This window comes from Plantactinospora sp. CA-294935, from assembly GCF_050936445.1.
GTDB lineage: Bacteria > Actinomycetota > Actinomycetes > Mycobacteriales > Micromonosporaceae > Plantactinospora.
In genome coordinates, this window is record NZ_JBNJMU010000001.1 from 3,545,335 (window position 1) to 3,558,421 (window position 13,087).

General features: G+C 72.8%; 11 protein-coding genes. 6 read left to right on the plus strand and 5 right to left on the minus strand.

Going from position 1 to position 13,087, the window contains the following annotated elements; translation table 11 throughout:
- Positions 1-126: 126 nt before the first annotated feature.
- The 3 genes from ACQEVC_RS15880 to ACQEVC_RS15890 all read right to left on the minus strand — a co-directional run bounded on the left by ACQEVC_RS15880 (position 127) and on the right by ACQEVC_RS15890 (position 5,052).
- Positions 127-2,355: a hypothetical protein gene (locus tag ACQEVC_RS15880; RefSeq protein WP_432877848.1), complete on the minus strand. Its 2,229-nt coding sequence runs from the start codon at positions 2,353-2,355 to the stop codon at positions 127-129.
- 192 nt (positions 2,356-2,547) lie between these two features.
- Positions 2,548-3,819: a cell division protein DivIVA gene (locus ACQEVC_RS15885; RefSeq protein WP_432877851.1), complete on the minus strand. Its 1,272-nt coding sequence runs from the start codon at positions 3,817-3,819 to the stop codon at positions 2,548-2,550.
- A 192-nt stretch (positions 3,820-4,011) separates the two neighbouring features.
- Positions 4,012-5,052 (minus strand): TIGR03621 family F420-dependent LLM class oxidoreductase, encoded by a 1,041-nt coding sequence (locus tag ACQEVC_RS15890; protein ID WP_432877853.1) that lies wholly within the window; start codon positions 5,050-5,052, stop codon positions 4,012-4,014.
- A gap of 201 nt (positions 5,053-5,253) precedes the next feature.
- Between ACQEVC_RS15890 and ACQEVC_RS15895 the strand changes: the two genes are divergently transcribed.
- Positions 5,254-6,135, plus strand: coding sequence for a hypothetical protein (locus tag ACQEVC_RS15895; RefSeq protein ID WP_432877855.1), 882 nt, complete (start codon positions 5,254-5,256; stop codon positions 6,133-6,135).
- 25 nt (positions 6,136-6,160) lie between these two features.
- Here ACQEVC_RS15895 and mce read toward each other — a convergent pair whose 3' ends face one another.
- Positions 6,161-6,631, minus strand: a complete 471-nt coding sequence (gene mce, locus ACQEVC_RS15900; RefSeq protein ID WP_432877858.1) for a methylmalonyl-CoA epimerase — start codon at positions 6,629-6,631, stop codon at positions 6,161-6,163.
- A gap of 65 nt (positions 6,632-6,696) precedes the next feature.
- On the opposite strand from mce, the gene ACQEVC_RS15905 reads away from it, so the two are divergent.
- Positions 6,697-7,896 (plus strand): acetyl-CoA C-acetyltransferase, encoded by a 1,200-nt coding sequence (locus ACQEVC_RS15905; protein WP_432877861.1) that lies wholly within the window; start codon positions 6,697-6,699, stop codon positions 7,894-7,896.
- 185 nt (positions 7,897-8,081) lie between these two features.
- The gene (gene meaB / locus ACQEVC_RS15910; RefSeq protein ID WP_432891438.1) at positions 8,082-9,026 is read left to right on the plus strand and encodes a methylmalonyl Co-A mutase-associated GTPase MeaB; all 945 of its coding nucleotides are present in this window, start codon (positions 8,082-8,084) and stop codon (positions 9,024-9,026) included.
- 12 nt (positions 9,027-9,038) lie between these two features.
- Here the strand turns inward: meaB and ACQEVC_RS15915 are convergent, their stop codons facing one another.
- Positions 9,039-9,491, minus strand: a complete 453-nt coding sequence (locus ACQEVC_RS15915) for a DUF2000 family protein (protein WP_432877864.1) — start codon at positions 9,489-9,491, stop codon at positions 9,039-9,041.
- Between the two features lie 266 nt (positions 9,492-9,757).
- Here ACQEVC_RS15915 and ACQEVC_RS15920 point away from each other — a divergent pair, with 266 nt between their 5' ends.
- From ACQEVC_RS15920 to ACQEVC_RS15930, 3 genes are all read left to right on the plus strand, one after another.
- Positions 9,758-10,180 carry an Asp23/Gls24 family envelope stress response protein gene (locus ACQEVC_RS15920; protein WP_432877867.1) on the plus strand — a complete coding sequence of 141 codons (423 nt, stop codon included), beginning with the start codon at positions 9,758-9,760 and terminating at the stop codon, positions 10,178-10,180.
- A gap of 185 nt (positions 10,181-10,365) precedes the next feature.
- Entirely contained in the window at positions 10,366-12,054 is a 1,689-nt protein-coding gene (locus ACQEVC_RS15925) for an acyl-CoA mutase large subunit family protein (protein ID WP_432877870.1), read from the plus strand.
- A 74-nt stretch (positions 12,055-12,128) separates the two neighbouring features.
- Complete coding sequence (locus ACQEVC_RS15930) at positions 12,129-13,067, plus strand: tetratricopeptide repeat protein (protein ID WP_432877872.1); 939 nt, start codon at positions 12,129-12,131, stop codon at positions 13,065-13,067.
- Positions 13,068-13,087: the final 20 nt, after the last annotated feature.

Genomic DNA, 13,087 nt, shown 5'->3' on the forward strand with positions numbered 1-13,087 from the left:
GTCGCGCCGCTCGTCGTGCACCGATGGCTGCTCGCTGCCCACCCCGACCTCCCCCGACTGATCGTCTCGGCGAAGGTTAACGGGCCGGAGCAACGGCCGCGACGGGACGGGCCGGCCCCGGTCCGGTTAGTCGGAGTCGACGGTGACCTTGTTCGACTTGGTCCCCTGGTCCTCGACCGTCGGCTTGCCGCTGCGCTTCCCGGAGTCGCCGGTGCTGGTGATCCGGGTCGGCATCGGCTCCCGGCCGCCGGTGCCGGGCACCGCGGCCACGGTCGGCTCGCCGTCGATGCTGCCGCCGTCGGCTCCGCCGGTCACCGGCTCGGTCACCCGGGTCGCCCCGGACTTCCCACCGCCTGTCGATCCGGCGTGCTGGTCGGCGGCAACCTGCTCGGCGGCGGCCTCGACGATCTGCTGCATGTCCGCCTCGGCCTGCGCCAACTGCTGCTCGGCCTGCTGGGCCGACTGCTCCGTACCGGTCAACCGGTCCTGTTCACCGGCGAGCTGGTCCCGCGCGGCGGCCAACTGCCGCTGGATCCGGTCGGACTCCTGGCGGGAGGCAACCGTCTCCTGGCGGATGTCGGCGAGCGCCTGCTGCGCCTCGGCGATCTCCTGCATCACCTCGGCCAACTGCTGCCGGCCGGCGGCCGCCTCCTGCTGGGTACTCGCCAGGTGCTGCTGCGTGGTGGCCAGGTGCTGCTGCGCGGTCGCCATGTACTCCTCGAACTGGCGGCGGGACGTCGCGGCCTGCTCGTCGGCCTGCCGCTGCAACTCGGAGAGGCGCTCCTCGGCCTCCCGCCGGATCACCACGGCGTGCTCGTCGGCCTCCTGGCGCACCCGCTCGGCGTACTCGTCGGCCTCCAGGCGGACCCGGTCGGCGCCGCCCTCGATCTCCGCCCGGCGGGTCTCGTACGACTCCTCCAGCTCCGCCCGGCGCTGCTCGAACTGCTGCTCCAGCTCGGCCTGTCGCTCCTGGAACTGCTGCTCCAGCTCGGACTTGCGCTGGTTGAACTCGCGGTCGGCCCCGGCCCGGTAGGCGGCGAGTTCCTCCTCCAGCGCGGCCCGGCCGGCGGCGAGTTCCTGCTCGGCCGCGCTCCGCAGGGCAGCGATCTCCGCCTCCGCGGCGGTACGGCGCCGGTTCATCTCCTGCTCGACACCGGCCCGCCAGGCGCCCAGTTCCTGCTGCGTCTCCGCCCGCACCTTCTGGGCGTAGTCCTCGACCTCGGCTCGGGACTTGCGGACGTACTCCGCCGTCTCCTCGTTGATCCGGGTCGCCTCCTGCTGGGCCTTGGCGTGCGCCGCCTGCCCGGCCTCGCGGAGCTGGGTGGCCTCGTGCTTGGCCTTGGCGTGCAATCCCTGGCCGGCCTCGCGCAGCCGGGTGGCCTCCTGCTTGGCGATCTCGATCATGCGGTCGGCCTCCTGGCTCGCCGCATCGGTGAGCCGCTGCGCCTCCTGCTGGGCCTTGACGTGCGCCGCCTGGCCGGCCTCGCGCAGCCGGGTCGCCTCCTGCTGCGCGGCGTCGCGCAGCCGGTTGGCCTCGTGCTGGGCCGCGTGCCGCAGCCGCGCGGACTCCTGGCGGGCCCGCTCGACGACCTGCTGGCTCTCCCGCTCGGTCCGCTCGGTCAACTCCCGGGCCTGCTGGTTGGTCAGCTCGGTGAGCCGGTTCGCCTCCTGCTCGGCGGTGTCCCGGAGCTGCTTCGCCTCCTGTACGGCCTTGGCGTGCGCCGCCTGGCTGGCCTCGCGCAGCCGGTTCGCCTCCTCGGCGGCCCGGTTGCGCAGCTCGGAACCCTCCTGCTTGGCCTTCTCCAACGCGGCCTGCGCGGCCTCGCGGAGCCGGGTGGCCTCCTCGGCGGCGGCGGTGACGGCGGCGTCCGCCTCGGCCCGGCGGGCCGTGTTGACCTTCTCCTCCTCGGCGCGGCGGGCGGCGAGCGCGAGTTCGAAGTCGCGCAGCGCGTCGGCGGCCTGCGCCCGGGCGTCCTCGAGCACCTGCTCCGCCTCGGCCCGGCGGGCCTCGATCTCCTGGAGCGTGTCCCGGTGGATGATCTCGGCCTGTTCCTCGGCGAGCGTCAGGATCTGTTCGACCACCGGACCGAGGTGCCGGAACGACGCCCGGTCGACCACGCCGACCTGCCGGCGTACCGCCGCGAGGTCGCGTTGCAGCACCTCGACCTGCCCGGCCAGATTGTGGATCTGGGTGTACGCGTGCTCACGCTGCGCCGCCAAAGTGGCGATCTCGTTTTCGGCGCGAGCGACGTATCGGTCCACCTGCCCCTTGTCGTAGCCCCGAAAGGCCGGCTCGAAGCTCGGCTCCGTAGCCACGTCCCCGTTCAGGGCAAACAGTTCCTCGCCGTGCGACATACTCCCATCCTCACACGCGGTGGCTGGTTCTGCGGCGATACCCGGCGGGGCTGATGGGACGAAGCTCACTGGTGGTGACATTGCCCGACCTATCGGACCGTACGCCGGGCAGCACTCGGGGCCGTACCGGAACGTCCGGTACGGCCCCGGCCGTGCTGCTGCCCCGCAGTCCGACCCGCGAGCGTCCTCGGGTCAGCTCGCCGCGTCGGCGGGAACCCGCTCCTCCGCCTCGGCCTTCTCGGCGGTGGCCGCCGCCTTCGGCGCCTCGGGCTTGGCGGCCGCCCCACCCACACCCGGCACGATGCCGGCCAGGCCGGAGAGCATCTGGCCGAGCTGCGAGGTGACGGCGTCCTTCTGCCGGGTGAGGTCCTCGACCTCGCGGCGGGCCGCCTGCGTGGTCAGGTCGGCCTCGGTACGCGCCTCGGTGAGCAGGCGGTGCGCCTCGGCGCGGGCCTCGTTGAGGGTCTTGTCGGCGAGCGCCTTCGCCTTGTCGATGGTCTCGTTGGCGTTCCGCTCCGACTCCACCCGGCGGGCCTCGGCGCGCTGCTCGATCTCCTTGGCGCGGTCCTGTGCGGCCCGGGCCCGCTGCTCGGCCTCGGCGACCAGCTTCTGGGTCTGGGCGACCTGGGCGGCGTGCCGCTCCGACTCCTCGCGCTCGGCCTTCTCCCGGCGCTCGGCGAGCTGGAGCTCCAGCGCCTGGAGGTCCTTGTCACGCTTGTCCCGGGCGTCGGTGAGCAGCTTGGTCGCCTCGGCGCGCTTCTCCTCGGCCTCCCGGGCCGCCTTGGCGCGCTGCTGGGTGATCTCCCGCTCGGCGGTGGCCCGAAGGGTGGCGACCTCCCGCTCGACGGTGGACTTCAGCTCGGCGACCTCGTGCGCGGTCACCGTACGAAGCTGCTTGGTCTCCCGCTCGGCGTCGGCACGGAGGGTGTCCGCCTCCCGGCGGGCCTGCACCCGGACCTCGGCGGCCTCCCGCTCGGCGGCGGTGCGTACGCTGCCCGCCTCCCGCTCGGCGGAGGCCTTCATCGCGGCGGCCTCGGCACGGGCCTTGTCGGTGATCTCCCGCGCCTCCAGCCGGGCGGCCGAGAGGATGCCCTCCGACTCGCGCTTGGCCTCGCCACGGTGGTCGTTCGCCTGCTCCTCGGCGAGGCGCAGGATCTGCTCGACCCGGGTGCCCAGGCCGGAGAGGGTGGGGCGGTTGTTCTCCTCGAGCTGCTTGTTGGTGTCGGTGAGCTTCTGCTCGACCGACGTGAGCCGCTGCTCGGCCTGGCGGAGCCGACGCTGTGCGTCGTTCATCCGCTGCTCGGCCTCGGCACGGGCCTGCTCGGACTGGTTCAGAGCGGCGTTCAACCGGCCCAGGTGGCTGTTGACCTGCTCACGGTCGTAGCCACGCAGGGCAACCGTGAAGTCTGGCTGCGAGTTCGCGTTGTCGAAGAACGCGAGAGGGGAGGACTGCTGCTGGGGCATTGGGACATACTTGCAGACTTACCGGGGTGCTTCGCAAGGCCCGAGCCGTACTATCGCGCCCAGTTCACAAGGTCAACTCAACTCGCCGTACGACGATTTCTGTTTGCCGGTTCTACCGTCCCCGAAGGACCTCCCGGCAGTGGTGTCGGGGCCGGTTCCGCACCCCGGTGGTGCGGACGGGATCCGGTGTGGTCATCGGCCCGCCAGCCGGGCCACGATCGGGGCGGCGGCGTCCAGGTTGCCGCCGAGGTGCAGATAGCTGACCCCGTACCGGTCGCGGAGCGCGAGGAGCTTGTCGACGCACTCGTCCACGCTGCCGTGCAGCACCGCCGGCGAGTTGGTCAGCGCGGCCGGGTCGACTCCTCGGGCGTGACTGGACGAGGCGCGGTGCGCGACGCCCCGGTGCACCACCCGCACGTCGAACATCCGGGACTGGAACTCCAGGTCGGCAGGGTCCCGCCCGGCGGCCGTCGCGGCGTCCCGGGCCCAGGCCACCTTCCGGGCGAAGCGCTCCGGACTCAGCTCGGCGACCGCGGCCAGCGGGTCGACGTCCGGGGCGAGCCGCGGGTTGATCCCGACGATGTCGGCGCACCGGCCGGCGAGTTCGAGGACCCGCCGGCTGCCGCCGCCGACCAGTAGCGGGGGATGGGGGCGCTGCACCGGCTCCGGCAGCCCGAGCAGTCCGCTGATCCGGTAGTGCCGGCCGGTGAAGTCGACCGGCCTGTCGCCGAAGAGCCGGAGCAGGATCTCGATCGACTCGGCGAGCCGCCCGACGCGTACCGCCGGGGGGTCGAACGGCAGCCCGGCCGCGTCGTGGTCGTCGCGCAGCCAGCCGGCGCCGAGGCCGATCTCCACCCGGCCGCCGGAGAAGACGTCGAGGTTGGCCAGCGCCTTGTGCAGGAGTACCGGATGCCGGAAGTCGTTGCAGAAGACCATGCCCAGCACCCGGAGCCGGGTGGTGGCCTCGGCGGCCACCGTCATCGCCACCAGCGGGTCCATCGCCCAGCCGCCGGTGAAGTGGTCGGAGACCGAGACGGAGTCGAAACCGAGCTCCTCGATCCGGCGGATCTCGTCGCGCCACCGCGCCGCCGGCCGGTCCAGCCCGGGCATCGCGGCGGTGAACCGGAACGGGCGTACCCGGACGGGAGCGGCTCCGGCCGGGACGGCGGACGACCCGGTACGCGGGGCCGGCGTCGCCGGGGCGGCGGGCGCGAGGGGCTGCGCGGGCGGCATCGCCCGACTCTATGTGCCGCCGGACGCCGCATCCGGCCTTTCCGGCCGGGTACCGGGGCGAAGTCGGATTGTCGACACGGGCCCCGGCCCGACCGGACGGCGCATTCCGGGTCGCCGGCTCGCGGCCTACCGTGACCGCTGCGCACACCCGGCGTGATCCGCTGGGCACAGACCTACCGGGAGCTACCGCAGGAGGCCGCAGTGACGGTGCTGCACTTCGACTCGCCGATGTCCGACGACGAGCGTCGGGAACGGCTCTTCGCCGGGGACCTGTTCGTCTACTCGCCGACGCCGCACTCGATGGCGCTGGTCGCCTTCGCCCGGCAGATGACCGAGACCGCGTTCGCGCCGCACTTCCCGCCGGAGGCCCAGCACCACCTGGCCGGTCCGGACTACGTCTCGGTGCTGGCCGAGCTGAAGCCCAGCTTCATCAACCACCCGCGCAGCGCCGAACTCGTCCGGGGGCTCCTCGCGGACCTCGGCGCCGACCCGGTGCAGACCTACTTCGACGTGCCCCGGCTGCGCTCGATGACCAGCGAATACCTCAACGCGGGGCTGACGCTGCAGTTCGAGTCGCATCGGGACACCTGGTTCTCCGCGCCGCTGTCCCAGCTCAACTTCTGGATCCCGGTGTACGAGGTGACCGAGGCCAACGTGATGGCCTTCCACCCGAGATACTTCGACACCGGGGTGCGGAACAGTTCCCGGGACTACAACTACGCGCAGTGGGTGGCGCACGGCCGGACCGCCGCCGCCGCCCAGGTGCACGCCGAGACCCGCAGGCAGCCCGGGCTGGAGCAGGAGCTGGAGCGGGAGCCCGACCTGCGGGTGATCACGCCGCCCGGCGGGGTGCTGGTCTTCTCCGGCGCCCAGCTACACACCACCGTGCCGAACACCTCCGGCCGGACCCGGTTCTCCATCGACTTCCGCGCGGTGAACCTGCACGACGTGCGGGCCCGGGCCGGTGCCCGCAACGTCGACTCGGAGTGCACCGGCACCACCCTGGGCGACTTCCGCCGGGCCACCGACCTGGCGCCGCTGCCGGCCGAGCTGGTCGAGGCGTACGACACCGTGCCGGCCTGAGCCGGTGCCGGCCGCCCGACCCGGGTCAGGTGGCAGCGGGTTCGACCAGTTCCACCAGTACGCCGCCGGCGTCCCGGGGATGCACGAAGTTGACCCGGGAGCCGGCGGTACCGCGTTTCGGCGTCTCGTAGAGCACCCGTACGCCCCGGTCGCGCAGGGCCGCGCAGGCGGCGTCGACGTCCGCCACCCGGTACGCGACCTGTTGCACCCCCGGCCCGCTGCGGTCCAGGAACTTCGCGATGGTGGAGTCCGGGGTCAGCGGGGCCAGCAGTTGCACGCAACCGCCGGCCGGCGTCGGGCCGACCCGGAGCATCGCCTCCCGGACCCCCTGCTCGGGGTTGGTCTCGGTGTGCACGCAGCGCATCCCGAAGACCCGCTGGTAGAACTCGATCGCCGCGTCCAGGTCCGGCACGGCCACCCCGACATGATCGATGCCGAGCAGTCCGATGCCTGTGAGATAGTCGGCAGCGGGGGCATCCGGGTTGTCGTCGTCCACCAGGCTAGTCTGACCTAACTGACGTTAAGGCGCTTGGCCAGGTCCCCCCGGAGGCGACAGTTCCCATGGCATCCGTGATCGTCAACGGCGCCCGTACCCCGATGGGTCGGCTGCTCGGCAACCTCAAGGACTTCCCGGCGACCAAGCTCGGCGGCATCGCCATCCGGGCCGCCCTGGAGCGCTCCGGAGTCCCCGCCGACCAGGTGCAGTACGTGATCATGGGGCAGGTGCTCCAGGCCGGCGCCGGACAGATCCCGGCCCGGCAGGCGGCGGTGGAGGCGGGCATCCCGATGTCCGTACCGGCGCTCACGATCAACAAGGTCTGCCTCTCCGGCCTGGACGCGATCGCGCTGGCCGACCAGCTCATCCGGGCCGGCGAGTTCGACATCGTGGTGGCCGGCGGCATGGAGTCGATGACCAACGCCCCGCACCTGCTGCTCGGTCAGCGGGCCGGCTACAAGTACGGCGACGTGACCGTGCGGGACCACATGGCGCTGGACGGCCTGACCGACCCGTGGGACTGCTGCGCGATGGGCGAGTCCACCGAGCGGCACAACGCCCGGCACGCGATCAGCCGGGCCGAGCAGGACGCCTTCGCCGCGGCCAGCCACCAGCGGGCCGCCGCCGCGCAGAAGAACGGCGCGTTCGCCGAGGAGATCGTCCCGGTGACGGTGCCGCAGCGCAGGGGCGACCCGTTGGTGATCAGCGAGGACGAGGGCGTACGCCCGGACACCACCGCCGAGTCGCTGGCCCGGCTGCGCCCGGCGTTCACCCCGGACGGGACGATCACGGCCGGCACTTCCTCGCCGATCTCCGACGGTGCCTGCGCGGTGCTGGTGATGAGCAAGGCGAAGGCGAAGGAGCTGGGACTGACCTGGCTGGCCGAGATCGGCGCGCACGGCAACGTCGCCGGTCCGGACAACTCGCTGCACTCGCAACCGGCGAACGCCATCGCGCACGCGCTGCGCAAGGCCGGGCTCGGCGTCGGCGACCTCGACCTGATCGAGATCAACGAGGCGTTCGCGCAGGTGGGCATCAAGTCGACCCGGGACCTCGGTGTCTCCGACGAGATCGTCAACGTCAACGGCGGCGCGATCGCGCTTGGCCACCCGATCGGGATGTCCGGGGCCCGCCTGGTGCTCACCCTGGCGATGGAGCTGCGCCGCCGGGGCGGCGGTACGGGCGCGGCGGCGCTCTGCGGCGGCGGTGGCCAGGGCGACGCGCTGATCGTGCACGTCCCGGGACAGGCCGGCGGGCGGGAGTGACCGCAGCGTCGGCCGGGGACCGGCCCGCGCCGCAACCGGCCGGGTCGCAGCAGTCGGGGCCGGATCCGGCGGGACAGCGGCCGGCGGAGCCGCGCCGGGCGGGACAGCGGCCGGCGGAGCCGCGCCGGGCGGGGCAGCAGCCGGCCGGCCCGGCCGGGTCGGTGCGGCGCAGCCGGGACGTGCCGATGCTGGTGGATCGAGCCCGACAGGAGGATCCCCGGGCGGTGGCCCGGCTGATCACCCTGGTCGAGTCCGGTGACGAACTGCTGCCGCAGGTCGCGGCGGCACTCGCGCCGTACACCGGGCGGGCCCAGGTGATCGGGCTGACCGGGTCGCCCGGGGTGGGGAAGTCGACCACCACCAACGAACTGGTCCGGGCGCTCCGGGCCCGGGACCACCGGGTCGGGGTGCTCGCGGTCGATCCGTCCAGCCCGTTCACCGGTGGGGCGATCCTCGGCGACCGGGTCCGGATGCAGGACCACGCCACCGACCCCGGCGTCTACATCCGGTCCATGTCCAGCCGGGGACACCTGGGCGGGCTGGCGGCGGCCACCCCGCAGGCGGTCCGGGTGCTGGAGGGGGCCGGCTGCGACGTCGTACTGGTGGAGACCGTCGGCGTCGGCCAGGCCGAGGTGGAGGTGGCCTCGCTGGCCGACACCACCCTGGTGCTGCTGGCGCCGGGGATGGGCGACGCGATCCAGGCGGTCAAGGCCGGCATCCTGGAGATCGCCGACGTGTTCGTGGTCAACAAGGCCGACCGGGACGGCGCCGACGCCACCGTGCGGGACATCAACGGCATGATCGCGCTGGGCGAGCGCGGCCCCGGGCAGTGGCGCCCGCGCGTGGTGCGCGCGGTGGCGGCCCGGGGCGAGGGGATCGACGACCTGGTCACCGCGGTGGAGAAGCACCACGGCTGGCTGGTCGAGCACGGCGAGCTGCGCCGCCGACGGGAGGCGCGGGCCGCCGCCGAGGTCGAGGCGATCGCGCTGGGCACCCTCCGGGACCGGATCGGCTCGCTCCGCGCGGGTACGTCGCTCGCGGCGCTCGCCGCCCGGGTGGCCGACGGCTCGCTCGACCCGTACGCGGCAGCCGGTGAGCTGCTGGACCAGCTCGGCCGGGCCACCGGCTGACGGCACTGGCGGTCAGGGGTGCAGGACGGCACCCTTCAGCACCTTGTCGACGGCGTTCTTCGGCCCGTGCACGGCCAGCCCCACCAGGTCGAGACGGTCCCGCCCGACCGCCCGGACGGCGGCCCGGTTGTCCCGGTCGTTGCCGGTGCCGAAGAGCTGCTCGGTGAAGACGGCGACCCGCATCCCCCGGTCGACGGCCCGCCGGTGCGCGCCGACCAGGACGTCCCGGCCGCCGGTGAAGACCAGCACCGGCTGGCGGAACATCGGTAGGTAGCGGGTGCCGTCGGCGTCCAGGTAGTCGGCGCCGAGCAACTCCGGCTCCGCCCCGGCGACACCGCTGGTCAGGAACGCCGTGACGTTGAGCCGTTGCCAGGTCGCGAGGTCGTCCCGGAGCAGTATGGCGATCTTGGTGTCGAAGCGGACCCGGGCCGGCTCCGGTCCGGCCGTCGGGACGGCTGCGGTCATCGAGGATCCTCCTTGGTCGGTCGGTCGGACCGATCCTGTCCCGGTTCCGGCGGCCGGTCTTGTACGTTCCTCGCACCCGCCCGGCACGGTCGCCGCCGGTCGGGTACCCGGTCGCCGTGCGCCACGCCACCCGTCGGCGGCTCGCGGGCCAGACTCGACAGAGCCGAGAATGTGTCAGGTCCGCCGCTGGTTCGCCCACGGCGGATAGGCTCCGTCAACGCCGACGGCGCCGTGCAGGCCGTCGAGACCAGGGGAGAGAGACGAGAATGACCGAGGTTCAGAACGATTCCGGCCAGGCCCCGGAGACCGCACCGGCGGCGGCGCCGAGGGGCGGCACCGAAGTGTCCGAAGAGGTCATCGAGAAGATCGCCGGTACGGCGGCCCGCTCGGTGCCCGGCGTCGCCGATCTCGGTGGCGACGTCGCCCGGTTCTTCAACAGCGTGCTGGACAAGGTCGGCCTGGACGAGGTGGGTGACGCCGGGCGGGGCGTCTCGGCCGAGGTGAAGGGGACCAGCGCGACCATCAAGATCGTGCTGGTGATCGAGGCCGGTCACGTCGTACAGGAGGTGACCGAGGCGGTCCGGGCGAAGGTCATCGAGGCGGTGGAGAAGTACGGCCTGACGGTCGCCGAGGTGAACGTCAAGGTGGACGACATCGAGCTGAACAACCCGCCGGCCGCCGGAGCCTGACCGCGGTGGTGGCCCGGCCGCGATTGCCGTGATCGGGGATCTTCCGCCCGGAAACCGTACCGCCCCCGGCTGGAAGGTCCCTCGATCGCGGGTTACCGCAGCCCCGATCGCGGGCTACCTTAGCGATCGTTCAGGGTCCCCTCTACACTCGGGCTCAGTCGAGGAGCGCGAGGAGGCCCCCTGCGATGAACGCCGAGGAGATCGCCGCCGGTCGAGCCCGCTGGCAGGCCCGGTACGACGCGGCACGCAAGCGGGAGGCGGACTTCACCACCCTCTCCGGGATGCCCGTCGACCCGGTCTACGGCCCACCCGAGGGGAGCGCCGACCCACGGTTCGCCCGGATCGGCTGGCCCGGCGAATACCCCTACACCCGGGGGTTGTATCCGACCGGTTACCGGGGACGGACCTGGACGATCCGGCAGTTCGCCGGCTTCGGCAACGCCCGGCAGACCAACGAGCGCTACCGGATGATCCTCGGCGCGGGCGGCGGCGGGCTCTCCGTCGCCTTCGACATGCCGACCCTGATGGGCCGGGACTCCGACGACCCGCAGGCGCTCGGTGAGGTCGGGCACTGCGGCGTCGCCGTCGACTCCGCCGCCGACATGGAGACCCTGTTCGACGGCATCGACCTGGCCGCCGTCACCACCTCGATGACCATCTCCGGGCCGGCGGTGCCGGTCTTCTGCATGTACCTCGTCGCCGCCGAGCGGCAGGGCGCGGACATCTCCACACTGGACGGCACCCTCCAGACGGACATCTTCAAGGAGTACATCGCGCAGAAGGAGTGGCTCTTCGACCCCGAGCCGCACCTGCGGCTGATCGGCGACCTGATGGAGTACTGCGCCCGGGAGATCCCGCGCTACAAGCCGCTGTCGGTCTCCGGCTACCACATCCGGGAGGCCGGGTCGACCGCCGCGCAGGAGTTGGCGTACACCCTGGCGGACGGGTTCGGCTACGTCGAGCTGGGGCTGAGCCGAGGGCTCGACGTCAACGTCTTCGCGCCCGGGCTGAGCTTCTTCTTCGACTCGCACGTCGACTTCTTCGAGGAGATCGCCAAGTTCCGGGCCGCCCGCCGGATCTGGGCCCGCTGGCTGCGCGAGGTGTACGGCGCCACCGACGAGCGGGCGCTCTGGCTGCGCTTCCACACCCAGACCGCCGGGGTGTCGCTGACCGCGCAGCAGCCGGTCAACAACGTGGTGCGTACCGCCGTCGAGGCGCTGGCCGCGGTGCTCGGCGGCACCAACTCGCTGCACACCAACGCGCTGGACGAGACCCTCGCGCTGCCCACCGACTCGTCGGCGGAGATCGCGTTGCGTACCCAGCAGGTGCTGATGGAGGAGACCGGGGTCGTGAACGTGGCCGACCCGCTCGGCGGCTCCTGGTACGTGGAGGCGCTGACCGACAAGATCGAGGCGGAGGCGGAGGAGATCTTCGCCCGGATCCGGCAGCTCGGCGGCGACGGCCCGCACCCGATCGGCCCGATGACCTCCGGCATCCTGCGCGGCATCGAGGACGGCTGGTTCACCGGCCAGATCGCCGAGTCGGCCTTCGTCTACCAGCAGGCGCTGGAGAAGGGCGACAAGAAGATCGTCGGCGTCAACTGCCACACCGGTACGGTCGCCAAGGAGCTGGAGATCCTGCGGGTATCCCACGAGGTGGAGCTGGAGCAGCGACGGATGCTCGCCGACCGCAAGGCCGGCCGGGACGCGCGCGCGGTCACCGAGGCGCTGACCCGGATGGTCGAGGTCGCCCGGACCGGCGGGAACCTGATCCCGCCGATGCTGGCCGCCGTACGCGCCGAGGCCACCCTCGGGGAGATCTGCGACGCGCTCCGCGCCGAGTGGGGTGTCTACCGCGAACCGGCCCGGTTCTGATTCGCCGGGTTGGCATCTGTCGGGCAGCGGCGGTTGGGCGGGGTTCGCGACGCCGCGTGCGAGACTAGGGAACCATGAGCGACCCACGGATCACCTCGTCGATCTTCACCCGCGGCGCGGTCGACCTCGGCGCGCTGCGCGCCGCACAGACACCCGCGAAGCCGGCGGCAGCAGCCACCCCGTCGGCCGGTCCCGGCGTCCCCGGCGGGACGCCGCCGAGCACACCTCCCGGGAGCGGGGGTGGAGTCGCGGTGATCGACGTCACCGAAGCCACGTTCCAGTCCGAGGTGCTGGAACGCTCCCTCACCACCCCAGTGGTGATCGACTTCTGGGCCGAGTGGTGCGAGCCCTGCAAGCAGCTCTCCCCGGTGCTGGAACGGCTGGCCGTCGAGGGCGCCGGTGCCTGGGTGCTGGCCAAGGTCGACGTCGACGCCAACCAGCGGCTCGCGCAGATGTTCCGGGTGCAGAGCATCCCGATGGTCTACGCGGTGGTGGGCGGCCAGCCGGTCGACGCCTTCGCCGGAGTGGTGCCCGAGGCGCAGTTGCGGCAGTGGATCGGCGCCGTGCTCAAGGCCGGCGGGGTCTCGGTGGAGGCACCGGAGGACCCCCGGCTCAGCGAGGCCGACGAGGCACTGATCAGCGGCGACCTGGACGCGGCCGAGCGGGCATACAAGAAAATCCTCTCGGACGCGCCGTCGGACACGGCGGCCGAGGCCGGTCTGGCGCACGTCGCGCTGTCCCGCCGGGTGAGCGGTGCGGACCCGGCGGCGGCGCTGGCCGCGGCCGCGGCGGGCCCCGACGACGTACCGGCACAGTTGCTCGCCGCCGACATCGAGGTGCTCAGCGGTCAGGCCGAGCAGGCGTACGCCCGGCTGGTCGACCTGGTCCGTCGGACGGCCGGCGATGACCGGGAGGCGGCCCGGCAGCACCTGGTGTCCCTGTTCACCATCGCCGGTCCGGACGATCCTGCGGTGGCCAGCGCCAGGAGGGCGCTCTCACGTGCGCTCTTCTAGACAATAGGCAGTACGAGCGC

Bases quoted from the DNA above. Each gene is read 5' to 3' on its own strand.
- ACQEVC_RS15880 (WP_432877848.1), bottom strand. From the start codon at position 2,355: ATGTCGCACGGCGAGGAACTGTTTGCCCTGAACGGGGACGTGGCTACG.
- ACQEVC_RS15885 (WP_432877851.1), bottom strand. From the start codon at position 3,819: ATGCCCCAGCAGCAGTCCTCCCCTCTCGCGTTCTTCGACAACGCGAAC.
- ACQEVC_RS15890 (WP_432877853.1), bottom strand. From the start codon at position 5,052: ATGCCGCCCGCGCAGCCCCTCGCGCCCGCCGCCCCGGCGACGCCGGCC.
- ACQEVC_RS15905 (WP_432877861.1), top strand. From the start codon at position 6,697: ATGGCATCCGTGATCGTCAACGGCGCCCGTACCCCGATGGGTCGGCTG.
- meaB (WP_432891438.1), top strand. From the start codon at position 8,082: ATGCTGGTGGATCGAGCCCGACAGGAGGATCCCCGGGCGGTGGCCCGG.
- ACQEVC_RS15915 (WP_432877864.1), bottom strand. From the start codon at position 9,491: ATGACCGCAGCCGTCCCGACGGCCGGACCGGAGCCGGCCCGGGTCCGC.
- ACQEVC_RS15920 (WP_432877867.1), top strand. From the start codon at position 9,758: ATGACCGAGGTTCAGAACGATTCCGGCCAGGCCCCGGAGACCGCACCG.
- ACQEVC_RS15925 (WP_432877870.1), top strand. From the start codon at position 10,366: ATGAACGCCGAGGAGATCGCCGCCGGTCGAGCCCGCTGGCAGGCCCGG.
- ACQEVC_RS15930 (WP_432877872.1), top strand. From the start codon at position 12,129: ATGAGCGACCCACGGATCACCTCGTCGATCTTCACCCGCGGCGCGGTC.